Annotated in this window: 21 protein-coding genes, 1 tRNA gene and 2 rRNA genes; 14 read left to right on the top strand and 10 right to left on the bottom strand. The window is 56.0% G+C overall.

The features are described from left to right. Positions 1-63: 63 nt before the first annotated feature. From yhdP to csrD, 7 genes are all read right to left on the bottom strand, one after another. Positions 64-3864 carry an AsmA2 domain-containing protein YhdP gene (yhdP, locus tag BBA90_RS04225; RefSeq protein ID WP_065648070.1) on the bottom strand — a complete coding sequence of 1267 codons (3801 nt, stop codon included), beginning with the start codon at positions 3862-3864 and terminating at the stop codon, positions 64-66. Positions 3865-3911: 47 nt separating this feature from the next. After that, positions 3912-5381: a ribonuclease G gene (gene rng, locus BBA90_RS04220; protein ID WP_065648069.1), complete on the bottom strand. Its 1470-nt coding sequence runs from the start codon at positions 5379-5381 to the stop codon at positions 3912-3914. Then, entirely contained in the window at positions 5371-5964 is a 594-nt protein-coding gene (locus BBA90_RS04215) for a Maf family protein (RefSeq protein WP_065648068.1), read from the bottom strand. The genes rng and BBA90_RS04215 overlap by 11 nt, the downstream gene beginning before the upstream one ends. Positions 5965-5972: 8 nt before the next feature. After that, a complete protein-coding gene (gene mreD, locus BBA90_RS04210; protein ID WP_039380697.1) occupies positions 5973-6461 on the bottom strand; it encodes a rod shape-determining protein MreD in 489 nt (162 codons plus the stop codon). Beyond that, positions 6458-7492, bottom strand: a complete 1035-nt coding sequence (mreC, locus tag BBA90_RS04205) for a rod shape-determining protein MreC (protein WP_065648067.1) — start codon at positions 7490-7492, stop codon at positions 6458-6460. Before mreC ends, mreD begins: the two co-directional genes overlap by 4 nt. Positions 7493-7749: 257 nt before the next feature. Further along, complete coding sequence (mreB, locus tag BBA90_RS04200; protein WP_003855260.1) at positions 7750-8793, bottom strand: rod shape-determining protein MreB; 1044 nt, start codon at positions 8791-8793, stop codon at positions 7750-7752. 309 nt (positions 8794-9102) lie between these two features. Further along, a complete protein-coding gene (gene csrD / locus BBA90_RS04195; RefSeq protein ID WP_065648066.1) occupies positions 9103-11049 on the bottom strand; it encodes an RNase E specificity factor CsrD in 1947 nt (648 codons plus the stop codon). A 297-nt stretch (positions 11050-11346) separates the two neighbouring features. Between csrD and msrP the strand changes: the two genes are divergently transcribed. From msrP to BBA90_RS04125, 14 genes are all read left to right on the top strand, one after another. Then, positions 11347-12351, top strand: a complete 1005-nt coding sequence (msrP, locus tag BBA90_RS04190) for a protein-methionine-sulfoxide reductase catalytic subunit MsrP (RefSeq protein WP_065648065.1) — start codon at positions 11347-11349, stop codon at positions 12349-12351. Then, the gene (gene msrQ / locus BBA90_RS04185; protein ID WP_065648064.1) at positions 12352-12954 is read left to right on the top strand and encodes a protein-methionine-sulfoxide reductase heme-binding subunit MsrQ; all 603 of its coding nucleotides are present in this window, start codon (positions 12352-12354) and stop codon (positions 12952-12954) included. Between the two features lie 232 nt (positions 12955-13186). Continuing rightward, complete coding sequence (aroQ, locus tag BBA90_RS04180) at positions 13187-13639, top strand: type II 3-dehydroquinate dehydratase (protein ID WP_065648063.1); 453 nt, start codon at positions 13187-13189, stop codon at positions 13637-13639. 21 nt (positions 13640-13660) lie between these two features. Further along, positions 13661-14125 carry an acetyl-CoA carboxylase biotin carboxyl carrier protein gene (accB, locus tag BBA90_RS04175; protein ID WP_065648062.1) on the top strand — a complete coding sequence of 155 codons (465 nt, stop codon included), beginning with the start codon at positions 13661-13663 and terminating at the stop codon, positions 14123-14125. A gap of 11 nt (positions 14126-14136) precedes the next feature. After that, positions 14137-15486: an acetyl-CoA carboxylase biotin carboxylase subunit gene (gene accC / locus BBA90_RS04170; protein ID WP_065648061.1), complete on the top strand. Its 1350-nt coding sequence runs from the start codon at positions 14137-14139 to the stop codon at positions 15484-15486. A 71-nt stretch (positions 15487-15557) separates the two neighbouring features. Then, positions 15558-15800 (top strand): YhdT family protein, encoded by a 243-nt coding sequence (locus BBA90_RS04165; protein ID WP_065648060.1) that lies wholly within the window; start codon positions 15558-15560, stop codon positions 15798-15800. Continuing rightward, a complete protein-coding gene (gene panF / locus BBA90_RS04160; RefSeq protein WP_065648059.1) occupies positions 15790-17235 on the top strand; it encodes a sodium/pantothenate symporter in 1446 nt (481 codons plus the stop codon). Before BBA90_RS04165 ends, panF begins: the two co-directional genes overlap by 11 nt. A gap of 11 nt (positions 17236-17246) precedes the next feature. Beyond that, entirely contained in the window at positions 17247-18128 is an 882-nt protein-coding gene (prmA, locus tag BBA90_RS04155) for a 50S ribosomal protein L11 methyltransferase (protein WP_065648058.1), read from the top strand. A gap of 371 nt (positions 18129-18499) precedes the next feature. After that, positions 18500-19465 (top strand): tRNA dihydrouridine synthase DusB, encoded by a 966-nt coding sequence (gene dusB, locus BBA90_RS04150; protein WP_039380734.1) that lies wholly within the window; start codon positions 18500-18502, stop codon positions 19463-19465. A 24-nt stretch (positions 19466-19489) separates the two neighbouring features. Continuing rightward, positions 19490-19786, top strand: a complete 297-nt coding sequence (gene fis, locus BBA90_RS04145) for a DNA-binding transcriptional regulator Fis (protein WP_003855228.1) — start codon at positions 19490-19492, stop codon at positions 19784-19786. Positions 19787-20290: 504 nt separating this feature from the next. Beyond that, on the top strand, positions 20291-21316 hold the full coding sequence (locus BBA90_RS04140) for an amino acid ABC transporter substrate-binding protein (protein ID WP_065648057.1): 1026 nt from the start codon (positions 20291-20293) through the stop codon (positions 21314-21316). Between the two features lie 68 nt (positions 21317-21384). Then, on the top strand, positions 21385-22563 hold the full coding sequence (locus BBA90_RS04135) for an amino acid ABC transporter permease (RefSeq protein ID WP_065648056.1): 1179 nt from the start codon (positions 21385-21387) through the stop codon (positions 22561-22563). A gap of 14 nt (positions 22564-22577) precedes the next feature. Further along, positions 22578-23678: an amino acid ABC transporter permease gene (locus BBA90_RS04130; RefSeq protein ID WP_065648055.1), complete on the top strand. Its 1101-nt coding sequence runs from the start codon at positions 22578-22580 to the stop codon at positions 23676-23678. Positions 23679-23686: 8 nt separating this feature from the next. Beyond that, complete coding sequence (locus tag BBA90_RS04125) at positions 23687-24448, top strand: amino acid ABC transporter ATP-binding protein (RefSeq protein WP_065648054.1); 762 nt, start codon at positions 23687-23689, stop codon at positions 24446-24448. 122 nt (positions 24449-24570) lie between these two features. Here BBA90_RS04125 and rrf (BBA90_RS04120) read toward each other — a convergent pair. The 3 genes from rrf (BBA90_RS04120) to rrf (BBA90_RS04110) all read right to left on the bottom strand — a co-directional run bounded on the left by rrf (BBA90_RS04120) (position 24571) and on the right by rrf (BBA90_RS04110) (position 24930). Then, positions 24571-24686 (bottom strand): 5S ribosomal RNA (rrf, locus tag BBA90_RS04120). A 37-nt stretch (positions 24687-24723) separates the two neighbouring features. Further along, positions 24724-24799: transfer RNA gene (locus BBA90_RS04115), tRNA-Thr, on the bottom strand. A 15-nt stretch (positions 24800-24814) separates the two neighbouring features. Then, a 5S ribosomal RNA gene (gene rrf, locus BBA90_RS04110) occupies positions 24815-24930 on the bottom strand. Positions 24931-24945: the final 15 nt, after the last annotated feature.

Here is a 24945-nt window from a genome sequence, read left to right as displayed (position 1 = left end):
GTTTCTCACTCATTATGTGCTCAGATAGTCATAGCCTGCGGCAATTCCCCGACGGCGTCAAATTCACTTGCTGCCGGCGTCGCGCGCTTTGCGCAACACTTCACTGATTTCTGGTTTATCCAGCGGGCCACTGATGTGATAGCGCAGCAGAGATATCTTGTTCCACAGCGGTCCCAGCACCTTGCTGGCGGCAAAAACGGCGGCACCAACCACCGGATTGATCACAAATGCCGTTGCCACACCGACTGAGGCGGAGATCTCCGGCGCCACAACCGCTTCCATATCAATTTGCCGCTGTACCAGATCGATCCGGCCCTGCATCGCGATATCCGCTTCCAGCCCATCGACCAGCAGGTTATCAGTGCGCATGACACCGTTTTCGATCCAGGCAGTGCCGTTGATTGAATCAAAATAGAAGCCATCGCTGAAGGTATCGCTGAAATCCAGACGCAGCTTGCGCAGCAGCGCATCAAAGCTCACCAGCCGCAGCAGCTGGCCCGCCCGTCCGGTATTCACATCTGCAATCTGTCCTTTGCCGAAATGTGTTTTCAGCGTGCCGCTCAGCGACGCTTCAGCAGGCTGCCACGGCGCAGCGCGCCAGTGCAGATCATAATCCACGTTAAACGGCGCATCGCGCAGCGGCGTATTCATACCAAACCAGTTAGTGGCATCGTTGATGTTGCTGCCGCTCAGGCGACCCTTCAGCGAGGTGCGCGGATTGCCCGGTGAGTTAACCCATTCGCCATTGACGCTGAGCCGGGCGTTGCCGCTATCCACAATACCGTTAGTGAGTGCTAACGTCTCTCCGTGTGGCGTCAGCGTTGCAGCCATTCGTCCGAACTTTTGTCCGCGCAGCCAGCACTCATCGCAGTTAAGCTGCAGCGCGGGCCACTGACTGAAATCGATGCCGCTGTCGCCGCTGAAAGGTGAGGACGCCTGCGTGCTGCCGGTCTGTTTCCATTGCGGATTATAATAAAGGTAGTTCAGATTGATGCGCCACGGTGCACGCTGCGCTGTGGTCAGCGTGCCGCGCGCTTCACGACTCTCCAGCTTCAGCTGCGCATCACCGCCCGGGCCCTGCAGCAGAGTGGCGCTGAGATCGTGCCACTGCTGCCCGCCCAGCGTCAGGGCTGGTGTATGCAGCGTGATATCTCCCGGCAGTCCGACGCCGCCCACCTGGGTGGCACCCTGTCCGCTGCCGCCTGCACCTGCGCCTGCCAGCACACCAAGCCAGGCTTCCCCATCCAGCGGCGGCAGGTTTAATACCATCCCGCGCTGCGCCGGCAGTGCAGGGGTGGTTGTGATGTCGTTCTGCCAGATGCCGCGTTCGACGCGCAGCTGCGGCTCCAGCAGCCAGCGGCTGTTAAAGCGGTGCGTTTCACCTACGCTGCCGCTGAGCATAAAGCCATTCAGATCGCCTTTAGCCCTGACCGTTACCGGCAGCGCTTCACCGGCAGACTTTGTCAGCGGTGCGGGTAAGTGACTGCTTACTGCTTTGCCATCGCCGTTCAGATCGACGCTGTAGGTGGCGCCCCCGCTATGGGGTAGCGTGATATCTACCTTGCCCTGCCAGGCGAGTGAACCACTGAGCTGGCGTGCCACCGCTTCCGGCATCACGCTGAGATGCGCGGGCTGCCAGTCGCCCAGCAGCCGGACGTTAACGCCAAAGTCCTGCGGATTCTCCTGCGTGCTGAAAGTGACCCCCAGCGGCTGACCAAACCAGTTCGCCTGCATCTCTTCGCTTTCAAGATTGCCGTTGTTATAGCGAAAACGTCCTGTCAGCTGCGTCAGCGTGCTTTTCAGCGGCTTAATATGCAGCGTGTTGTTATTCATCACCACGTTGCCGCTGGCGTGTACCTGCTCGCCATCCAGCGGGATCTCAAGATTGAGCGTGCTTTTTACCTTGCCGCCAACCTGCAGCTGCTGCAGCGCGGCACCGAGCGATGATTTCAGCGGCGTCTCATCAAAGTAGGCGCCGATATCCGCCCCCTGCCCGCTCAAATCGCCGGCGATAAGTAATTTCTCTTTGAGATAATCCGGAATGACGGCTGTGACATTGCGCGCCTCAACCTTACCCAGACGCGCGTTGTCAGCGCGCATCCACAGGCCGTCATTCACAAAATCGAGATCGATATCCAGATTCTGCAGAGCCGGCCAGCCAGGCAGAAAGCGGAACGCAGCATTGCGCAGCGGCACCTGAACTTCAAACATGCCGTCGTTGTGCTTAAACGGGAACAGGCGCGGATCGCCGGCAAACAGCAGCGTGGCATTGTCCGTTTCACCGCCTTTTATCGCTTCGCTAAGGTAGTGCGTCAGGTTATGTCCCATCAGCGGTTCCGGCAGATAACGCCACGCATCGCCCGCGTCGGTGACGCGAATGCCGGCCAGAATATCGAGCCGGGGTGCCGTGTCACTGTTTTGCTGATAGCGGAAGTCGCCGCGCGCCCACAGCGAACGCGCCTGCACATCCAGCTGATGCCCTGCCAGCGTCAGACCATGACGGTCACGCAGCCAGCTCAGCTGGCCACTCAGCTGATGAATATCCAGCGGCGCCTGGAACATATCCCCGTAGGGCACTTCAGCCTGCCCCATGCTGAGGTCCACCTGGCCATGGCTGACGCTGCCGCTGGCGCGCCCGCTGAGATTGCTGATGCCGGGCAGCAGCTTCCAGTTATGCCACGCCAGGTCGCGCCAGGTCGCCTGCAGCCGCGTCTGTTCCGGCTGCGCCAGGGGAATATCCAGCGCCAGCGTGTCGATATAACCGCGCGGCTGCAGCGCACGCCACGTATCCAGTAGCGTCGGTGAGAGCGGACCAATCAGCGGAACCAGCGGCGCAAACCGCTGCAGATCAAGACGGGTAGCGCGTACCCGGATCTCCGCTGCCGCGTGATCCTGAGGTTGCCACAGCAGCGCAATCCGGCCGGGTGCCCAGGCAACGCCATCCGTGCTGAGCCGGGTTTGCGGTATGTTCAGACTCCAGCCGTTGCGGAAGCGCGCCAGATGCGCGGTCAGTCCGTCAATCTGCAGCTGGTGATTATGCTGTTCACCGCGCCAGTGTGCCCCGCCCTGTTTAATCAGTATGTCACCCGCATAGAGTTCGCCATCACGCAGGCTGGCCCATGCCGCCAGGCTGATACGCGCGCTCTCCAGGCTGGTGTTATCACGCAGCCAGCGGCCAATCCAGGGACGCACATCCACATCGTCTGCCTGCATCCAGATGTGACCGTCGTTCAGCAGGCCACGAGTATCATTTAAATCCAGCCTGACCTGCACAACGCCATGCTGACCGGTAAAGCTGCTAAGGCTGACTTCGCCTTCAGCGCGATGCCGGTTTGCTTCATTCAGCCAGGTGAGACGCGGTATCGCCAGTTCGGCATGCTGGCCTGAAGGCGTCAGAAAGCGGATAGTGCTGTCGCGTAAATCGAAGTGATCGAACTGGCGCAGGAACAGGTCGTTGATTTGAGCGGGCTTGATGCTGGTGGTCTCGCCGTCGCGGGTAAACAGCGGGCGCTCCGTCGCCAGACGCAGCTGCCAGAAAGTTAAATCGCGGAACTGCCAGCGCCAGTGCAGCAGCGACTGCCAGACATCCAGCGCCAGGCTGACGCGGCCAATGTGCAGTTCGCCCTCCTGCTGCATATCGATACGCAGATCGCGTACCTGCAGCGTCGGGCCGAAATTCTGCCACGACCCCTGAAGTTCGCTGGCTTCTGCAGTGACACCGCTGATGCGTGAAACCGTCTGCAGTATGTCGCTGCGATAACTGTTGAGATGCGGCATCACCAGACGCAGCCCGCTCACCAGCAGCGCCACAATGACAATCACTGTGGCGCTCAGCAGTAACAAAATCCCTGGCAACCGCCTCACACATCTCTCCTTGCTGGTCACTGGATAATAACGTCTGGCCGCAGGCCTTACATCATGACGACGTCAAACTGCTCCTGAGTATAGAGCGGTTCAACCTGGACTTTGACCTGTTTGCCGACAAAGATTTCGACTTCGGCCAGCGCATGCGACTCATCCGTTTTCAGCGCCTCGCCTACCGCCGGTGAGACATAGACCAGAAAGCGATCGGAGTCATAGGCGTGATGCACACGTACGATCTCGCGCATGATTTCATAGCAGACCGTCTCCACGGTTTTCAGCGAGCCGCGTCCCTTACATACCGGGCAGTCGGCACACAGCACGTGCTCAATACTTTCGCGCGTTCTTTTACGGGTCATTTCCACCAGACCCAGCGCGGAAAAGCCATGAATACCGGTTTTGACCCGATCTTTACTCAGCGCACTCTCCAGCGAATGGAGCACGCGCCGGCGATGATCGTCATTACTCATGTCGATAAAGTCGATAATGATAATGCCGCCAAGGTTACGTAACCGCAGCTGACGGGCAATGGCCTGCGTCGCTTCGATATTTGTATTAAAGATGGTTTCGTCCAGGTTGCGGTGGCCAACAAACGCACCGGTATTAATATCTACCGTGGTCATCGCCTCTGTCTGGTCAATAATCAGGTAGCCACCTGATTTAAGCTCTACCTTGCGCTCCAGGGAGCGCTGAATTTCATTTTCGACATCATAAAGATCGAAAATCGGCTGCTTGCCGCTGTAATGCTCCAGCTTGCTCGCCATTTCGGGAATATATTCGCTGGTGAACTCCACCAGCAGATCGCAGGTCAGGCGTGAATCCACGCGGATACGATCCAGCGCGGCACCGGCAAAATCACGCAGCACACGCTGCGCCAGCGCCAGTTCGCCATACAGGAGGCAGCGCGTCTGGTTACGCTTTTTGCGCTCGCTGACTTTTGTCCACAGGCGTTTGAGAAACGCCGCATCCTGCGCCAGCTCTTCAGCGCCAATGCCTTCTGCAGCGGTGCGGATAATAAAACCGCCCAAATCATCGCAGTAGGCGGCAACCACTGCCTTCAGCCGCTCGCGCTCCGCTTCACTCTCAATACGCTGTGAAACGCCCACGTGGGATGCGCCGGGCATAAAAACCAGATAGCGGGACGGCAGCGTGATATCAGTGGTGAGGCGTGCGCCCTTGGTGCCCAGCGGATCTTTCACCACCTGCACCATCAGATCCTGCCCCTGACGTACCAGCTCAGCGATGTCGCGCACGACAAAATTTTTCTTTTCATCGCCGGCCACACACTCCGTGTGCGGCATGATGTCGGAGGCGTGCAAAAAGGCAGCTTTATCCATGCCAATATCGACAAAGGCAGCCTGCATACCCGGCAGCACGCGGCTGACCCGGCCTTTGTAGATGTTGCCAACAATGCCGCGCCGCGCTTCGCGCTCAATATGAATTTCCTGCAAAATGCCGCCATCAATATAGGCAACGCGGGTTTCCGAAGGTGTCACATTTACCAGCAGTTCAGCCGTCATTCTGTCCCCTTAATGCACGCAGCGACTGAAAATGGCTCAGCAGCTCCGTGGTTTCCACCAGCGGTAGTCCCACCACGGCGTAGTAGCTGCCATGAATCGTGCGTACGAAATTGCCGCCCAGCCCCTGAATGCCATAGGCGCCCGCCTTATCCATCGGTTCACCGCTGGCAATATAGTGCGCGATTTCATCAGCGGTCACATTGCGGAAGGTCACATCGGTGAGCACCAGACAATCCAGCAGCGTCTCGCTGTCGGCCAGCGCCACGGCGGTCATCACCTGATGGGTCTGTCCGGAGAGCCTGGCCAGCATCTCTGCGGCATGTGCCGCGTCGCGCGGTTTCTCCAGTACGTCGCCATTCAGTACTACGATAGTATCCGCGCCGAGCACCGGCAGATCCCGGGGCGCGATGGCAACACCGGCGCGCGCTTTGTCCGCCGCCAGACGACGAACGTAATGTTCAGCCGCCTCATCAGGCTGACGCTGCTCTTCGGTGTGGGTGAGCAGACGCTCAAATTGCAGCCCAAGCTGCGTCAGCAGCTCGCGCCGGCGAGGCGAGCCGGAAGCCAGATACAGGGTAATCATTGTGTTCCTTACTGAACGGCAAACTGCCGGCGGATCTTTCTCATCAATAAGAATAGCCAGGGCCAGAGAATGCCGTCGACCACGCTACTCCAGAAAATTTCTGGCCGGAATGAGACGTCTATGACCAGGAATTCAGCCCAGAAAACAATGACATCTACTGCCAGAGAAAGAACCATAACCATTAACGCCTGCTGCCACAATGCGAGGTTGCGGAACAGCTGGAATTTAAAGGCGACCAGGTAGGCGATGATACTGAAAGCCAGCGCACGTACGCCCAGCGTGGAGCCGGCAATCAGATCCATAACGGCACCGAGAAAAAACCCGGTGCCGACGTTGACCCGATGCGGCAGCGCCAGCACCCAGTAGATCAGAATAAGCAGCAACCACGACGGCCGGAACATGTAGAACTGCTCCGGCCATGGCATGATTTGCAGAATCAAGGCCAGCAGAAAAGAGAGCCAGATTACCCATCGTCCCTGACTGCGATATCGGCTCAAGGCTGGCCCCCACGCGTGGTCGCCGGAGCACTCTGCGAACTTCCGCTGGCCGCAGAGGATGGCGGTCCCATCTGCTGATTCTGCTGCATCATCGCGGGCGCCGGTGGCCCCATTTCACCCGCCGGCGGCAGCACCTGAGGCATCATCTGCATCAGGCGCTCGTTCGCCACGCGGTGTACTTCATCCGGCGCCATCGGCATATCGCCATTTTTATCCGCTCCCCACAGCAGCAGCAGATAGCGCAGGCGCTGCAGCCCGGCTGTCGGATGGGCCTGTATGACCGTATAGGCGCGCTGGGTATCAACCTTGACGGATGACACCACGCCGACCGGATAGCCTTCCGGGAACCGACCGCCGAGGCCGGATGTCACCAGCACATCGCCAACGCGAATGTCGGTGTTGCCTGGCAGATGCTCCAGCTGCAGATCTTCGCTGCAGCCGTTACCGGCGGCAATGACACGAATGTCGTTACGCAGAACCTGGATCGGCAGAGCATGCGAGGCATCGCAGATCAGCAGCACACGGCTGGTCAGCTGACCCACTGCCACCACCTGCCCGACAACGCCTTTATCACTGATAACCGGCTGACCTTCGTAAACGCCGTTTACGCTGCCCTTGTCGATAACCACCTGATCGGTATAGGGATCGGTGCCGGTTGAGATCACCTGCGTCACCATCTTGTGCTCATCCTGACGCAGCGGCGAGCCGAGCAGCTCGCGCAGGCGTGCGTTTTCCTGCTTATATTGCCCCAGCATCAGCAGATCGCTGTTTTTCAGGAAAAGCTCGCGGCGCAGCGCTTTATTCTCCAGCTCCAGCTGCTGACGGGATGCCAGCGTATCCGACACGCCGTCAAGCAGCTGCCGCGGGCCGTTGGCGAGAAAATAAAATGGGCTGACTGACGTGTCCAGATAGTTGCGGATCCGGGAGAAAGTACTTACGCGGCTGTCGGCGATAATAATCGCGATTGCCACAATAACGGCCAGAAAGAGACGCAACTGCAGGGAAGGTCCCCTGCTAAAAATCGGCTTCATAAATTCTGCGAATTCCTCGACATCAGGGAAGAAGCACCAGTCCGCAGACCCGCGCCTCCAGGGCTGGACGCATTATGCCGTCGTACGCAGCCGCGCCATTTACCCTATGCCTGAACCGCCGCTGCATGATGCAATGCTGCGGCTCTGACGCTGCACAACGGCAGGCCAGAGCGATACACGCTGCGTGCGATTCAGTTTATGATGAGTATTGTCGCGATTCCCTGCGCAATATGACCATGGTCGCAGCCAGTGAGGAATTACTCCTCGCTGAACAGATCGCCACCATGCATGTCGATCATCTCCAGCGCTTTACCGCCGCCACGTGCTACGCAGGTCAGTGGATCTTCCGCTACCACGACCGGAATGCCCGTCTCTTCCATCAGCAGGCGATCCAGATTGCGCAGCAGCGCGCCACCGCCGGTCAGCACCATGCCACGTTCTGAGATATCAGAAGCGAGTTCTGGCGGACACTGCTCCAGCGCAACCATAACCGCGCTGACGATGCCGGTCAGCGGTTCCTGCAGCGCTTCAAGAATTTCATTTGAGTTCAGCGTAAAGCCACGCGGCACACCTTCTGCAAGGTTACGTCCACGCACTTCGATTTCACGTACTTCGTCGCCCGGATAGGCTGAACCGATTTCATGCTTGATACGTTCTGCGGTCGCTTCACCAATCAGTGAGCCGTAATTGCGACGTACGTAATTGATGATAGCTTCATCAAAGCGATCGCCACCAATACGTACAGAAGAAGAGTAGACCACCCCGTTCAGGGAGATCACGGCGACTTCAGTGGTACCGCCACCAATATCCACTACCATGGAGCCGGTTGCTTCAGAGACCGGCAGGCCGGCACCGATAGCCGCAGCCATTGGCTCTTCAATCAGGAAGACTTCGCGTGCGCCTGCTCCCTGCGCAGATTCACGGATAGCGCGACGCTCAACCTGGGTCGCGCCGACCGGTACACACACCAGTACGCGCGGACTCGGGCGCATAAAGCTGTTGCTATGTACCTGCTTGATAAAGTGCTGGAGCATTTTCTCAGTCACAAAGAAGTCAGCAATTACGCCATCTTTCATCGGACGGATAGCGGCAATGTTGCCCGGCGTACGGCCAAGCATCTGCTTTGCGTCATGACCAACAGCCGCTACGCTCTTTGGGGAGCCGGCGCGGTCCTGACGGATAGCAACCACTGAAGGCTCGTTCAGCACGATGCCCTGTCCTTTTACATAAATCAGGGTATTCGCAGTACCCAGGTCAATGGACAAGTCATTGGAAAACATGCCGCGAAATTTTTTAAACATACTAAGGGATAATCCTGCAAGCTGGGGGCGGAAAATAAAATCCGCTTACTTTACCAACCACACGAAGCCGCTACAAGGCGCAAAAACGTTCGGCTACGGTGAAAAAATAGACCGTATAATTTTTCCGGCCGGTACTGTCCGCCACTGGCAGCGCCAGATGGCGTTAAACCGCCCTCTTTAACGCAAATTGTGCGGACGCGCAGCGGGGTTACCGACATAAAATTTAACATTTCATGCCCTTTGTTCTGCCCGCCTCCGCAGTATAAAGCCAGAAAAACATGGATTGGCGGGAAAATCCATGCCAGAACATTAAATACGGTAACGTTGCGAATGTTTTTTAACATTACTGTTAACCGGCTGTGAAGGTGCAAACAGGTCACCCTGCCCGCCTGACACCCCAAGCGCAGTCAGAGTCTGCCATTCAGCCCGGGTACGCACGCCGGCAGCAAAAACATAGCTGGAGGTTGATTTACACACTTCCAGCAGGCTCTGCACAAAAAGCTGATTCTCTGTGCGGCGATCGATATTACGTACCAGCCCCGGATCCAGCTTGATCACATCAACAGGAAGCTGGCGAATATAAGCGCTGCTGACCACCGTCATTCCCGCCTGATCGACTGCGATACGGCAGCCAAACGTGGTAAGCATGTGAAAGACCGGCAGCAAACGATTGATGTGTTGACACACATCCGCCTCGGCAAGTTCAAATAAAAATCGCCGCCGCTGAGATTTATTACACTGCAGCAGTAATTTTTGCAGCCAGCGCTGGAACGGGCGCTGTAACAGTGAATCAATGCTTACCGGCAGCGCCAGCGTCTCATCGGGCCACACTTCTGTCAGCGCGGCAATGCGCGTCACCAGCTGGCGATCCCAGCTGTCAGTCAGCCCCAGCTGCATGACCAGCGGCATAAATTCGGCGGCCACCACTTCTTTATCACCGTCAAAGATGCGCGCCAGCATCTCCCGGTGGTGGACTTTGCCATCCATCAGCACCGCAGGCTTTTGATACAGGCGGGGACCACCGCGGTTGAGCGTATTCTCCAGCAGCGTACGCCAGCGCACGCTGCCACGGCCCATATCCAGCGGATTACCCTCGCCCACGGACCAGGTATTCCCCCCCTGCAGCACGGCGCGCCGCGTGGCCAGCTCTACGCTCTCCATCACCTGCAGTACGCTCTGTCCGCTACACCAGGCGTTGATGCCGATATGAATTAAATCATCCCGATCCACCCTGCGCATCGGCGGCAGAGAGTCCACCGCATTGATGAGCTGCTCGGCAATGCTGTTCGCCTCTTTCAGCGTCCGGTGCGGCAGCAGCACGGCAAAATCACTGCGAAAATAGCGTGCCAGCAGCGCTCCCGGATAGCGCAGCACAAAGGTGGAAAACATATTGATGATATCAAACAGGTACTCTTCAGCCAGCGTCGGACCGATGATTTCGTGCAGGTTGTCAAAGTCAGGCAGGCGGATCATCATCACCACGCCATGCGTGCCGACATCCTCCTGATCTTCCAGCAGCGTGGCCAGCTGATTATCAAAAAAGAGCCGGTTATTGAGGCCCGTACGCGCATCCTGCGCAGCAAACGTGCGGATAAGCGTATCGATTCTCAGACGCTGTTCCCCCGCCTCCTGGAGATCGCTGAGCAGCGTATCCAGCGCGCGGCTGGCTTTGGCGGGCCATTCAGTGGTGCCCGGGACGCGAGCGATGCGCTCGCCGGCTATGATGCGTCCGGCGCGCGCCTCCAGCCGATCCATATTGCGCCAGCGGCGATTGAGCCAGTGATGCGTCATTGCCAGCAGCGCCACCATAATGGCAACCACGCTCAGCAATACCACCAGCGTGTAGGCACCGGTAAAGGAGCGAAACCAGGTTTTTGCCGGATCGAGCACCACGACACGCAGCTGCATCTCGGGTGCGTGCACCAGCGGCAGCTCAAACTGAATAAACCGGTTAGGTTCATCTTCCAGCATGGGATTTTCATGGCGGGTAAGGCGAAATATTTCGCCGTCATCATTGCGCAGCTCAACCTGCTCAGCGTTGATTACCGGCATCAGCCGCGTCAGCCACTGTTCAACCTCCTGCGGAGACTGAGTCATCAGCGCCTTATCAACTTCGGTTGCCAGCGTATCGATACGGCTTTCAACGCGCTCCTGCGACAGCCAGATAAAACTAAAAGCGCAGCCTACCAGCATCAGTAACATTGCCAGTAAGCTTAATAATGTAATAAACGCAGAAAACTTCGTTGTTAATCGCATCCCTGTGCCTGTACCACTGCGGTTATAAACGGGCGGCCGCCCTGTGCATCATTCAGCTGACGCAAACCTGAGCAAAGTACCATAAATAGCGGTCTGAATCAGCGCCATTACTCCGGCGATCACGCTGTCGCGCGAGTATAACGGTAAAGTCATCGTACCTGACCGCCGGACTGGCTTTTTCGTCCTATTCTCAACAGAGGATGTCTGCCAGGAAATTTCATATTTTCCCCGGCAAAGTGGCATCGCCGATGCGGTTTACTCATCTTAATGATCACTGCTTACCTGCCGGAGAACACCATGAAGTTCAAGCACACTCTCACTGAAGCTGATGTCACCCCGGAAAACATCTTTGCGCTGCGCCGGCGTCAGGTGCTGAAGGCGCTGGGCATTGGCGCTGCTGCCGCAACGCTGCCGGGCAGCGCCCGGGCAGACATTCTGAGCTGGTTTAAAGGGAACGATCGTCCGCCGGCACCGGCCGGACGCGATTTGACGTTCACAAAACCTGCGCAGTGGCAGGCAGATTTACCGTTAACGCCTTACGATAAAGTGGCCGGCTACAACAACTTTTATGAGTTTGGTCTGGATAAAGCCGATCCCGCTGCTAACGCCGGCTCGCTGAAGACTGAGCCCTGGCAGCTGCGTATTGATGGCGAAGTTGCCAGGCCTGTAACGCTGGATATGGATGACATATTTAAACGCTTTGCCATGGAGCAGCGTATCTACCGTATGCGCTGCGTCGAAGCGTGGTCAATGGTTGTGCCCTGGGTTGGCTTTGAACTCAGCAAGCTGCTGAAGCTGGCAGAACCCACCAGCAAAGCACGCTATGTGGCGTTTCAGACGCTCTACGATCCTGAGCAGATGCCGGGCCAGAAAGATCGCTTTATTGGTGGCGGACTGGATTATCCCTATGTTGAAGGCCTGCGGCTGGATGAAGCGATGCATCCGCTGACGCTGCTCAGCACCGGTGTCTATGGTAAAGCGTTGCCGCCGCAGAATGGTGCCCCGATACGCCTGACGGTGCCGTGGAAATATGGCTTTAAAGGCATTAAATCGATTGTAAAAATCACGCTGACCGCTGAACAGCCGCCGACCACCTGGAGCCAGATTGCCGCCAGCGAATATGGGTTTTACGCCAATGTGAATCCGCACGTCGATCATCCGCGCTGGTCACAGGCGACAGAGCGCTTTATCGGCGCGGGCGGCCTGCTCAACGTTGAGCGACAGCCTACGCTGCTGTTTAACGGTTATGCACGTGAGGTAGCGTCACTCTATCGCGGGCTCGATCTGCGGGAGAATTTTTAAATGCGCCTGACCCTGCGACAGGTTACCTGGCTCAAAGTGGCGCTGCACCTGGCCGCGCTGCTGCCGCTCGTCTATCTGGTCCTTTCTGCTGCTCAGGGCTGGCTGAGCGCCGATCCGGCAAAAGATATTCAGCACTTTACCGGCAGAATGGCGCTGAAGCTGCTGCTGGCGACGCTGCTGGTCAGTCCGCTGACGCGCTATCTGAAACAGCCACTGCTGATCCGCACCCGCCGGATGCTGGGGCTCTGGTGCTTTGCCTGGGCTACGCTGCATCTGATCAGCTACTGGCTGCTGGAGCTGGGCTTCACGCATCTGCGTCTGCTCGGCAGTGAAATTTTCGCCCGCCCCTATCTGCTGCTGGGTCTGCTCAGTTGGGTGATCCTGTTTGCGCTGGCGATCACCTCGTTTCAGCGCGCACAGCGCAAACTGGGCAGACGCTGGCAAACGCTGCATAACGCTATCTACCTGGTGGCGATCCTCGCTCCTGTCCACTATCTCTGGTCAGTTAAAGTGCTGTCACCGCAACCATTGCTCTATGCGCTGGCGGCGCTGCTGCTGCTGGCGTGGCGCTACAAAAAGTTACGCAAGGGCTTTAGCCGCTGATTTCTCTGAGGTTGTTTTCTCCCCCCGCTTTCTGTTAAAACGTGTGGCCTTCGGGCCGCACCGGATCAACTTCGCAGATAAGACCAGTATTTTGCTGCGAATTGTCCCGAAACGGATATAATGCCCGGCTTTATTGCAAGCAAACCCTTCTTTTTCACTCTCAAGGGTGACAAATGAAGGATGTCGCGGTATTTTACGCGATGCCCTAATGATTGCAGGAGATAGCCGCAAGATGGCGCATAAATTTCACATACTGTTGTTGAACGGTCCCAACCTGAATTTGCTGGGAACGCGCGAGCCTGACAAGTATGGTCACGCCACACTGGCTGATATCGTCAGCGATTTGGCGCAACAGGCCGGCCAGCACCATGTGAAATTGAGTCATCTGCAATCAAACGCAGAATATGAGCTGATCGATCGTATTCACGCCGCGCGCAGCGATGTGGATTACATCATCATCAATCCGGCTGCGTTCACGCATACCAGCGTTGCGCTGCGTGATGCTCTGCTGGCGGTTAGCATACCTTTTATCGAGGTGCATCTCTCTAACGTGCATGCACGCGAGCCGTTCCGGCACCACTCCTATCTTTCCGATGTATCTGCCGGCGTCATTTGTGGACTTGGCGCGGATGGGTACGCGTGGGCTTTACAAACGGCGATAAAACGCCTGTCACATTCCAATTAAACAGAGTACGGAACCACACTCATGGATATTCGTAAAATTAAGAAACTGATCGAACTGGTTGAAGAGTCCGGCATTGCTGAGCTGGAAATCTCTGAAGGCGAAGAGTCAGTTCGCATCAGCCGTTCACCTGCCAATGTCGGTTATCCTATGATGCAGCAGGCTTATGCTGTACCTGCTCCGCAGCCTGCACTGGCAGCTGCCGTTGCACCGGTTGCTGCCGCTCCGGCTGAAGCCGCGAAGCCTGAAGTCAGCGGACACATTGTTCGCTCACCGATGGTCGGCACCTTCTACCGCACCCCAAGCCCGGACGCAAAAGCGTTTGTGGAAGTGGGTCAGAAAGTGAACGCTGGCGATACCCTGTGCATCGTTGAAGCGATGAAAATGATGAACCAGATCGAAGCCGACAAATCCGGCGTTGTGAAGGCGATCCTGGTAGAAAGCGGCCAGCCGGTTGAATTTGACGAGCCGCTGGTCGTCATCGAATAACGAGGCGAAGCATGCTGGATAAAATTGTCATTGCTAACCGTGGTGAAATCGCGCTGCGCATTCTGCGTGCCTGCAAAGAGCTGGGCATCAAGACCGTAGCGGTTCACTCCACGGCAGATCGCGACCTTAAGCACGTGCTGCTGGCAGATGAAACTGTCTGCATCGGCCCGGCGCAGTCGGTCAAAAGTTACCTGAATATTCCGGCTCTGATTTCTGCTGCTGAAATCACTGGCGCAATTGCGATTCACCCGGGCTACGGCTTTCTCTCTGAGAATGCCGATTTTGCTGAGCAGGTTGAGCGTTCAGGCTTTATCTTTGTCGGACCGAAAGCGGATACTATCCGCCTGATGGGTGACAAAGTGTCCGCTATTACCGCGATGAAAAAAGCGGGCGTTCCTACCGTTCCGGGTTCAGACGGCTCGCTGACTGATGATATGGATAAGAACCGCGCTATCGCGAAGCGCATCGGCTATCCGGTTATCATTAAAGCTTCTGGCGGCGGCGGCGGACGCGGTATGCGCGTTGTGCGCCATGAAAAAGATCTTGAGCAATCCATTGGCATGACGAAGGCGGAAGCAAAAGCAGCTTTCAATAACGACATGGTCTATATGGAGAAATTCCTCGAAAACCCACGTCATATCGAAATTCAGGTACTGGCCGACGGTCAGGGCAACGCCATCTATCTGGCAGAGCGCGACTGCTCTATGCAGCGTCGCCACCAGAAAGTGGTGGAAGAGGCGCCAGCGCCAGGCATCACGCCGGAACTGCGTCGCTTCATTGGCGAGCGCTGCTCCAACGCCTGTGTGGAAATTGGCTATCGCGGTGCCGGTACTTTTGAATTCCTGTATGAAAACGGCGAGTTCTATTTCATTGAGATGAACACCCGTATTCAGGTTGAACATCCGGTTACCGAAATGATCACCGGCGTTGACCTTATCAAAGAGCAGCTGCGTATTGCTGCCGGTCAGCCGCTGTCGATCAAACAGGAAGATGTGATTGTGCGTGGTCATGCGGTGGAATGCCGTATCAACGCTGAAGATCCCAATACCTTCCTGCCAAGCCCGGGTAAAATTACGCGCTTCCACGCGCCGGGTGGCTTTGGTGTTCGCTGGGAATCGCATATCTACGCTGGCTACACCGTGCCGCCGTACTACGATTCCATGATCGGCAAACTCATTACTTACGGCGAAACCCGTGAAGTCGCGATCGCCCGCATGAAAAATGCGCTGGCTGAGCTGATCATCGACGGCATCAAAACCAACGTCGAGCTGCAGATGAAAATCATGTCTGACGAAAACTTCCAGCAGGGTGGCACCAACATCCACTATCTGGAGAAGAAACTCGGCCTGCACGAGAAGTAATTGCAGCGCAGAGCACGACAGAGGCCGGTTAATCCGGCCTTTTTTATTGTTATCGCCTGTGAGGTTACCTGATGGATGGGCGTTTTTTACAAGCGAACAGAGAGGCTCGCTGGTCACTGGGTCTCTCTCTCGCGTATCTGCTGGTGTGGGCCCTGTCTGCCTGGCTTGGCGGAACGCAAAGCGGAATATCTGGCCTGCCCCGCTGGTTTGAACTCTCCTGCATATTTGCACCGCTACTGTTTATTGTCCTCTGCACGCTGATGGTTCGCGTCATTTTCCGCGACATGTCACTGGAGGACAGTAATGGAAAGTGAAATTCTGCTGCCGCTGCTGGCTTATCTGGTTCTGATTGCCGTTTTGTCAGTGATCGCCATGCGCAAACAGCGCCAGGGCACTTTTCTGACCGAATATTTTCTCGGCAGCCGTTCCATGGGCGGCTTTGTGCTGGCAATGACGCTGACCACAACCTACATCAGCGCCAGCTCATTTATAGGCGGTCCCGGTGCCGCCTATAAATATGGTCTGGGCTGGGTACTGCTGGCCATGATTCAGGTGCCTGCCGTCTGGCTTTCGCTGGGCGTGCTGGGAAAAAAATTTGCCATTCTGGCCCGGCGTTATAACGCAGTAACGCTTAACGATATGCTTTATGGCCGTTACCGCAGTCCGCTGCTGATCTGGCTGGCCAGTATCAGCCTGCTGGTGGCTTTTATCGGCGCCATGACCGTGCAGTTTATCGGCGGCGCTCGCCTGCTGGAGACAGCTGCGGGTATTCCTTACGATACGGGCTTACTGATTTTTGGCGGCACTATCGCGCTCTATACGGCTTTCGGTGGCTTTCGCGCCAGCGTGCTGAATGATGCGATGCAGGGGCTGGTGATGCTGGCAGGCACGTTTCTGCTGCTGTTTGCCGTTATTCATCATGCCGGCGGGTTGAGTCACGCGGTCAGCACGCTGCGCACTATTGATCCGCAGCTGGTGTCACCGGAAGGGGTGGGCAACGTGATTACGCCAGCCTTCCTGAGCTCATTCGCTGTGCTGGTCTGCTTTGGCGTAATCGGTTTGCCGCATACGGCCGTACGCTGTATCTCCTATCGGGACAGCAAAGCGATGCACCGCGGGATCATACTTGGCACTATCGTAGTGGTGCTCCTGATGCTGGGTATGCATCTGGCTGGCGCACTGGGACGCGCGGTGTTGCCCGACCTGACCATACCTGATCAGGTGATCCCGACGCTGATGATTACCGTACTGCCCCCGATGGCAGCCGGCATTTTTCTCGCTGCACCGATGGCGGCCATTATGTCGACCATTAACGCGCAGCTCCTGCAGGCATCCGCTACGCTGATCAAAGATCTCTATCTGCGTATTGCGCCCCGGCAGAGTGAAAATGAAGCGCGCCTGCGTATGCTCTCCGGCACGATTACCTTTGTGCTGGGTATCCTGCTGCTGCTGGCGGCCTGGAATCCGCCGGATATGATTATCTGGCTTAATTTGCTGGCATTTGGCGGGCTGGAAGCGGTATTCCTGTGGCCGCTGGTGCTGGGTCTCTACTGGGAGCGCGCCAACGCCGCCGGGGCTATCAGCGGTATGCTGGCAGGCGCCGTAAGCTACACGCTGCTCGCCAGTCTGAAGATTGAATGGTGGGGATTCCACCCTATTGTTCCCTCGCTAACCCTGAGCCTGCTCGCTTTTCTGGCAGGTAACCTGTTTGGCAGCGCGTCTGAGACGCACGACGCTGCACTGAAATAAAGAGAAACGCTATGCCATGGATTCAAATCAAGATTAACAGCACCGGAGAACAGGCTGAGCCACTGAGCGATGCCCTGATGGAAGTCGGTGCCGTCTCGGTGACCTTTCAGGATACGCACGATAATCCGGTGTATGAACCGCTGCCGGGTGAAACCCGGTTGTGGGGTGATACTGACGTCATCGGTCTGTTTGACGCAGAGAGTGATATGGATGAAGTCGTGGCCGCACTGCGTCTGCAGCCGGTGCCGGGATCGTCATTTCACTACAAGATCGAGCAGATCGAAGATAAAGACTGGGAGCGCGAATGGATGGACAACTTCCATCCAATGCGCTTTGGTGAACGTCTGTGGATCTGTCCAAGCTGGCGTGATGTCCCCGATCCGGATGCGGTCAACGTCATGCTCGATCCCGGTCTGGCCTTTGGCACCGGCACGCATCCTACGACTTCACTCTGCCTGAGCTGGCTGGATGGTCTCGATCTGCAGGGCAAAACGGTGATCGACTTTGGCTGCGGTTCCGGCATTCTGGCGATCGCTGCGCTGAAGCTGGGTGCTGCCCAGGCGATCGGGATCGATATCGATCCACAGGCTATTCAGGCCAGCCGCGATAACGCTGAACGCAACGGCGTAGCAGACCGTCTGTCGCTCTATCTGCCACATCAGCAGCCTGAAAATCTGCAGGCTGATGTCGTGGTCGCCAATATCCTGGCGGGCCCGCTGCGTGAACTGGCACCGCTGATTGGCGTTCTGCCAAAAGCGGGCGGCTATCTCGGCCTGTCTGGCGTACTGGCCAGCCAGGCAGAAAGCGTCTGTGAAGCTTACGCTGAGCGCTTCGCGCTTGATCCGGTTGCGGAGAAAGAGGAGTGGTGTCGTATTACCGGGCGTCTGCGCTAATTTTACTCCCGGGCCCGCAAGCGCGGGTCTGGGGTTTATCAGGGCGCAGTATCGTGCTGTGCACGCCCTGCATCCGGAGAGAATGGTTTTGTATTAAATTTGCGCAAAAGGCCGTTAATTCTGTGGTTAATCTGTCAAAATTGCGGCTTTTATATCGTGATTTGTCGTATAAATTCAGAAAAACGTTTGTTCACAATTTCGCCGTAAATTAATAAATATATGATTTTTAACAACTATCCAGAGAGCATCAGGTTGCACAGTGAAAGCACTATGATGTTAAGGGGTTGTTGTTCAAAGTTTGGCCTTTCATCTTCCGGAAAAAATGCGTAATATACGCCGCCTTGCGAACAGTTAGGGTCACTTCTTTTTTCATGCGCATTGGACACCACCAGCTACGTAATCGCCTCATTGCTGCGCCTATGGCCGGAGTAACCGATAAGCCATTTCGCACACTCTGTTACGAGAACGGTGCCGGTATGACTGTCTCCGAGATGCTGTCATCTAACCCGGAAGTCTGGGCCAGTGACAAATCCCGGCTGCGCATGGTGCATAGTGACGAGCCCGGCATTCGTGCCGTGCAAATTGCTGGCTGCGATCCCGATGAGATGGCTGCTGCCGCGCGAATTAATGTTGCGTCTGGCGCGCAGGTTATTGATATCAATATGGGCTGTCCGGCTAAAAAAGTGAATCGTAAGATGGCTGGCTCTGCACTGCTGCAGCATCCGCAACTGGTAGAATCGATTCTCCGGGCGGTGGTCAACGCAGTGGACGTGCCGGTTACGCTGAAGATTCGCACTGGCTGGGACAAAGAAAATCGTAATTGTACAGAGATTGCCCAATTGGCTGAACGTTGTGGCATTCAGGCTCTCACCATTCATGGACGCACCCGCGCCTGTTTGTTTGAGGGGCAGGCTGAATATGACAGCATTCGGACAGTTAAGCAGAGCGTTTCCATTCCGATTATCGCGAATGGGGACATAACTGACCCGCATAAAGCCAGGGCAGTGCTCGACTACACCGGAGCAGATGCTCTGATGGTAGGACGTGCTGCTCAGGGAAGACCGTGGATCTTCCGGGAAATCCAGCATTATCTGGACACAGGGGAGCTGCTTGCACCGAAGCCGCTGGCAGAGGTGAAGCAAATGCTGATTGGACATATACGGGAGCTGCACGACTTTTACGGTCAGCGCAAGGGATACCGTATTGCCCGAAAACACGTTTCCTGGTATTTGCAGGAAAGTGCCCCTGACGACCAGTTTCGGCGCACATTCAACGCCATTGAGGATGCCAGCGAACAGCTGGAGGCGTTGGAGGCATACTTCGAAAATCTTGCGTAAACGAAATAAAGAGCTGAAAGAACTATGTTCGAACAACGCGTAAATTCTGACGTACTGACCGTTTCTACCGTTAACTCACAGGATCAGGTGACCCAAAAGCCACTGCGTGATTCGGTTAAACAGGCACTGAAGAACTATTTTGCTCAACTGAATGGTCAGGATGTTAGTGATCTGTATGAGCTGGTACTGGCTGAAGTCGAGCAGCCTCTGTTGGACATGGTGATGCAGTATACCCGTGGCAACCAGACCCGTGCAGCCCTGATGATGGGTATCAACCGTGGTACTCTGCGTAAGAAGCTGAAAAAATACGGCATGAACTGATTGTTCGCTGCTGCGATAACGCCAGCCTTCGGGCTGGCGTTTTTGTTTGGATCGTTTTCCCGCTTATCACTTCACGTGAAACAGTTACCGTCTGTATGGTAACTATTGTTGCAATCCCCTGCGTCATTTTTCCTGTGCCCTCCTCTGCTTAATTCGGCAGCGGCCTGCGTGCAACCTGGCAGTAACCTGTACCGCTGCGGTGTTCGCAGGTATTAACGCCAGCAACCCTGACTAATGAGCGGTAGCTCACACTGCGCTCCAATAGTGAAACTATTTGCACTATTTGTGATCGCGGCGACTCGTCATGCCGCCTTTTGGTGCGCGATAGTAACCGCACGTTACTTCCTGCCCTTTTCTGACGCTCTTTCCTGAAGAATTCAGCCCGCTGCAAAACTGGCATCAGCTTTGCAACAGGCAGGATGGCACGCTGCCACCGACAGACAGTAGTGCACTACAAAGTGCACACCACAATAACAACAGACGAACTGCCACACAGGATGCTTTATGAAAAAGATGATGCTCTCTACCCTGATCGCTGCTGCCACACTGCTGAGCGCGACGCAGCAGGCGCATGCAGGTGCCACGCTGGACGCAATTAAAAAGAAAGGTTTTGTACAGTGTGGTATCAGTGACGGACTGCCGGGTTTCTCATACGCAGATGCCAGCGGCAAATTCACCGGTATTGATGTGGATGTCTGCCGTGCCGCCGCTGCTGCCGTGTTTGGCGATGCCGGCAAAGTTAAATATACCCCGCTGACGGCTAAAGAGCGCTTTACGGCGCTGCAGTCGGGTGAAGTCGACATCCTGTCGCGTAACACTACCTGGACCTCTTCGCGCGACGGCGGCATGGGCTTTCTGTTTGCCGGCGTAAACTACTATGACGGCATCGGTTTTCTGACGCATAAGAAAGCGGGACTGAAAAGTGCCAAAGAGCTGGATGGCGCGACGGTCTGCATCCAGGCAGGTACTGATACCGAGCTGAATGTCGCCGACTATTTTAAAGCGAATAAAATGCAGTACACCCCGGTGACCTTTGACCGCTCCGATGAGTCAGCCAAAGCGCTCGATAGCGGCCGCTGCGATACGCTCTCCTCCGATCAGTCCCAGCTCTATGCGCTGCGCATCAAACTTGGCAAACCTGACGAATTTATCGTGCTGCCGGAAGTGATCTCCAAAGAGCCGCTTGGGCCACTGGTGCGTCGCGGTGACGACGACTGGTTTACGATTGTTAAGTGGTCACTGTTTGCCATGCTGAATGCTGAAGAGATGGGTATCAGCTCAAAGAATGTCGATCAGATGGCAGCAAAACCCACCACGCCTGATATGGCGCATCTGCTGGGCGCAGAAGGCGACTTTGGTAAAGACCTGAAACTTGATAATAAGTGGGCTTATAACATCATCAAGCAGGTGGGTAACTATCAGGAAATTTTTGACCGCAATGTCGGGAAAGACAGCGCGCTGAAAATCGCACGCGGACAGAATGCGCTCTGGAACCAGGGCGGCATTCAGTACGCACCGCCAGTGCGCTGATTTACGGCTGTGCCAGTCGGGCACCGCGTCCTGCGGTGCCCACGCGTATCTATCATTGAGGTTTCAACATGTCGCAACGCCCAACCGTGAAAAGGGATTTTTCATTCGGTAACCCTGCGGTTCGCGCCTGGCTTTATCAGTTCGTCGCGATTATTGCGGTAGTGGCGGTGGTGGGATATTTAATCCACAACACCATCATCAATCTGGCCAACCGTGGCATTACGTCAGGTTTTGGCTTTCTGGAGCGCAGTGCCGGTTTTGGTATTGTTCAGCATCTGATTGACTACACCGAAGGAGACACCTACGCCCGGGTCTTTATGGTCGGGCTGACCAATACCCTGCTGGTCTCCGCGCTTTGCATCGTCTTTGCATCACTGCTTGGCTTTGCGGTAGGCCTGGCGCGACTGTCTGATAACTGGCTGCTGCGTAAGCTCTCTGCCATTTATATTGAGACGTTCCGTAATATTCCCCCCCTGCTGCAGATTTTCTTCTGGTACTTTGCCGTACTGCGTAATCTGCCCGGCCCGCGTCAGGCACTGAACGCCTTTGACCTCGCCTTTGTCAGTAATCGTGGCCTGTATATTCCATGGCCACAGTATGCGCCCGGTACACTGCCATTTCTGGTTGCGCTGGCGTCAGGCATTATCGCCAGCCTGGCGCTGTTTCGCTTTAATCGTAAACATCAGCTGAAAACCGGTCAGCTGCGTCGCACCTGGCCCGCCGCCGCCGGGCTCATTGTGCTGCTGCCGCTGATTGCCCACAGCCTGTTCGGAGCGGGCGTGCACTGGGATGTGCCTGAGCTACGCGGATTCAATTTTCGCGGTGGCTTCGCGATGATCCCGGAGCTGGCCGCGCTAACGCTGGCGCTCTCGATCTATACCTCTTCATTTATTGCTGAGGTGATCCGCGCCGGTATTCAGTCTGTACCGCATGGCCAGAGTGAAGCGGCGCGCTCGCTGGGATTGCCGAACCCTGTGACGCTGCGTCAGGTCATTATTCCGCAGGCAATGCGCGTCATTATTCCTCCGCTGACCAGCCAGTATTTAAACGTGGTCAAGAACTCGTCGCTGGCAGCCGCTATCGGCTACCCCGATATGGTGTCGCTGTTTGCCGGTACGGTGCTTAATCAGACCGGCCAGGCAATAGAAACCATTGCGATCACCATGGCGGTTTATCTCATCATCAGCCTGACGATTTCCCTGCTGATGAATCTCTATAACCGCAAAATTGCGCTGGTTGAGCGTTAAGAGAACGAAACACTATGTCTGTGACAACGCATGAAACGCCGCCGGTAAGCAGTAATCTGCTGCAGAAGAGCTGGAGCTGGGCGCGTAAAAATCTCTTCTCCGGCTGGCTGAACACGCTGCTTACGCTGATCAGTCTGTGGCTCATCTGGAATGTTATTCCCCCGGCACTGAACTGGCTGATATTTCAGGCAAACTGGCTGGGCGAAACCCGTGCCGACTGTACCAAAGCGGGTGCCTGCTGGGTGTTTATCCATGCACGCTTTGGTCAGTTTATGTATGGACTCTATCCGCATGAACTGCGCTGGCGTATCAATCTGGCGCTGGTTATCGGTTTAGTGTCAGTTATTCCCCTCTTTATCCGCGCCATGCCGCGTCGTGGTCGCTATCTTGCCTGCTGGGCAGTGCTCTATCCGGTTACGGTCTGGCTGCTGCTTTATGGCGGCTATTTTGGTCTGGAGCGCGTGGAAACCCGCCAGTGGGGCGGCCTGACACTGACGCTGATTATCGCCTCCGTTGGGATCGCCGGCGCCCTGCCGCTGGGTATTCTGCTGGCGCTGGGCCGACGCTCAAATCTGCCGGTGGTGCGGACGCTGTCCGTTATTTTTATCGAGTTCTGGCGCGGCGTACCGCTGATCACCGTGCTGTTTATGTCCTCTGTCATGCTGCCGCTGTTTATGGCGGAAGGTACGACGATCGACAAACTGGTTCGTGCGCTGGTGGGTGTGATTCTGTTCCAGTCTGCCTATGTAGCGGAAGTGGTGCGCGGCGGCCTGCAGGCGCTGCCTAAAGGTCAGTATGAAGCGGCTGAGTCGCTGGCGCTGGGCTACTGGAGAACGCAGGGGCTGGTGATCCTGCCGCAGGCGCTGAAGCTCACTATCCCGGGACTGGTTAATACCATTATCGCCCTGTTCAAAGATACCAGCCTGGTGATCATTATCGGCCTGTTTGATCTGTTCAGCAGCGTGCAGCAGGCCACGGTCGATCCTGCATGGCTGGGCATGTCCACGGAAGGCTATGTTTTTGCTGCACTGGTCTACTGGATTTTCTGTTTTAGCATGTCGCGCTACAGCCAGTATCTGGAGAAGCGTTTTCACACCGGGCGTAAAGCGCACTGAGGTTTACTATGACATCCACAATAACGACGGCGGCTAACGCTATGATGATTACGCTCGAAAACGTGAACAAATGGTACGGACAGTTTCACGTGCTTAAGGATATTAATCTGCAGGTTAAACCGCGTGAACGTATTGTACTCTGCGGCCCGTCAGGTTCAGGAAAGTCGACCACTATTCGCTGTATCAACCATCTGGAAGAGCATCAGCAGGGACGTATCGTCGTTGACGGTATCCATCTTAATGATGACGTGCGCAATATTGAACGGGTACGCACGGAAGTGGGTATGGTGTTTCAGCACTTTAATCTGTTTCCGCATCTTACCGTTCTGCAAAACTGTACGCTGGCCCCCATCTGGGTAAGAAAGATGCCGAAGAAGGAGGCGGAAGCGCTGGCGATGCACTACCTCGAGCGGGTGCGCATTGCTGAACATGCTCATAAGTTTCCGGGACAGCTCTCTGGCGGCCAGCAGCAGCGCGTGGCAATAGCCCGTTCGCTCTGTATGAAGCCCAAAATTATGCTGTTTGACGAGCCGACTTCAGCCCTTGATCCGGAGATGGTGAAAGAGGTGCTGGATACCATGATTGGCCTCGCAGAAGATGGCATGACCATGCTGTGTGTGACGCATGAAATGGGGTTCGCACGTACGGTCGCTGACCGGGTGATCTTTATGGATCGGGGGGAGATCGTGGAGATGGCGCCGCCAGAGGAGTTCTTTGCTAATCCGCGTTCAGAGCGTACCCGCGCGTTTCTGTCGCAGGTTATTCACTGATCTCAGCGCTCTTAGCTCTGCCCCTGCCATGCAGCAGGGGCTTTTTTCTGGCTGCGCGTTTTCATCCTGTCCGGCAAAAACAAAAAAGCCCTGAACTTTCGTTCAGGGCTTCTGTGTTTGGTGCCTGGCAGTTCCCTACTCTCGCATGGGGAGACCCCACACTACCATCGGCGCTACGGTGTTTCACTTCTGAGTTCGGCATGGGGTCAGGTGGGACCACCGCGCTAGTGCCGCCAGGCAAATTCTTTTACCCGAACTCATGCTTTTTTTAAAACTGGTGCTGATACCCAGAGTCGAACTGGGGACCTCACCCTTACCAAGGGTGCGCTCTACCAACTGAGCCATATCAGCACGCTTTAATTGGATGCCTGGCAGTTCCCTACTCTCGCATGGGGAGACCCCACACTACCATCGGCGCTACGGCGTTTCACTTCTGAGTTCGGCATGGGGTCAGGTGGGACCGCCGCGCTGTGGCCGCCAGGCAAATTCTGTTATCC

It is taken from the genome of Pantoea eucrina, from assembly GCF_001691555.1.
Classification (GTDB): Bacteria; Pseudomonadota; Gammaproteobacteria; order Enterobacterales; family Enterobacteriaceae; genus Pantoea; species Pantoea borealis.
Note: the sequence above shows the minus strand (reverse complement) of the source record. Positions and strands in the feature narration are given on the sequence as shown.

Coding starts and splice junctions, on each gene's coding strand:
- rng (WP_065648069.1), bottom strand. CDS start 5,381: ATGACGGCTGAACTGCTGGTAAATGTGACACCTTCGGAAACCCGCGTT.
- BBA90_RS04215 (WP_065648068.1), bottom strand. CDS start 5,964: ATGATTACCCTGTATCTGGCTTCCGGCTCGCCTCGCCGGCGCGAGCTG.
- mreC (WP_065648067.1), bottom strand. CDS start 7,492: ATGAAGCCGATTTTTAGCAGGGGACCTTCCCTGCAGTTGCGTCTCTTT.
- mreB (WP_003855260.1), bottom strand. CDS start 8,793: ATGTTTAAAAAATTTCGCGGCATGTTTTCCAATGACTTGTCCATTGAC.
- csrD (WP_065648066.1), bottom strand. CDS start 11,049: ATGCGATTAACAACGAAGTTTTCTGCGTTTATTACATTATTAAGCTTA.
- msrP (WP_065648065.1), top strand. CDS start 11,347: ATGAAGTTCAAGCACACTCTCACTGAAGCTGATGTCACCCCGGAAAAC.
- msrQ (WP_065648064.1), top strand. CDS start 12,352: ATGCGCCTGACCCTGCGACAGGTTACCTGGCTCAAAGTGGCGCTGCAC.
- aroQ (WP_065648063.1), top strand. CDS start 13,187: ATGGCGCATAAATTTCACATACTGTTGTTGAACGGTCCCAACCTGAAT.
- accB (WP_065648062.1), top strand. CDS start 13,661: ATGGATATTCGTAAAATTAAGAAACTGATCGAACTGGTTGAAGAGTCC.
- accC (WP_065648061.1), top strand. CDS start 14,137: ATGCTGGATAAAATTGTCATTGCTAACCGTGGTGAAATCGCGCTGCGC.
- BBA90_RS04165 (WP_065648060.1), top strand. CDS start 15,558: ATGGATGGGCGTTTTTTACAAGCGAACAGAGAGGCTCGCTGGTCACTG.
- panF (WP_065648059.1), top strand. CDS start 15,790: ATGGAAAGTGAAATTCTGCTGCCGCTGCTGGCTTATCTGGTTCTGATT.
- prmA (WP_065648058.1), top strand. CDS start 17,247: ATGCCATGGATTCAAATCAAGATTAACAGCACCGGAGAACAGGCTGAG.
- dusB (WP_039380734.1), top strand. CDS start 18,500: ATGCGCATTGGACACCACCAGCTACGTAATCGCCTCATTGCTGCGCCT.
- fis (WP_003855228.1), top strand. CDS start 19,490: ATGTTCGAACAACGCGTAAATTCTGACGTACTGACCGTTTCTACCGTT.
- BBA90_RS04140 (WP_065648057.1), top strand. CDS start 20,291: ATGAAAAAGATGATGCTCTCTACCCTGATCGCTGCTGCCACACTGCTG.
- BBA90_RS04135 (WP_065648056.1), top strand. CDS start 21,385: ATGTCGCAACGCCCAACCGTGAAAAGGGATTTTTCATTCGGTAACCCT.
- BBA90_RS04130 (WP_065648055.1), top strand. CDS start 22,578: ATGTCTGTGACAACGCATGAAACGCCGCCGGTAAGCAGTAATCTGCTG.
- BBA90_RS04125 (WP_065648054.1), top strand. CDS start 23,687: ATGACATCCACAATAACGACGGCGGCTAACGCTATGATGATTACGCTC.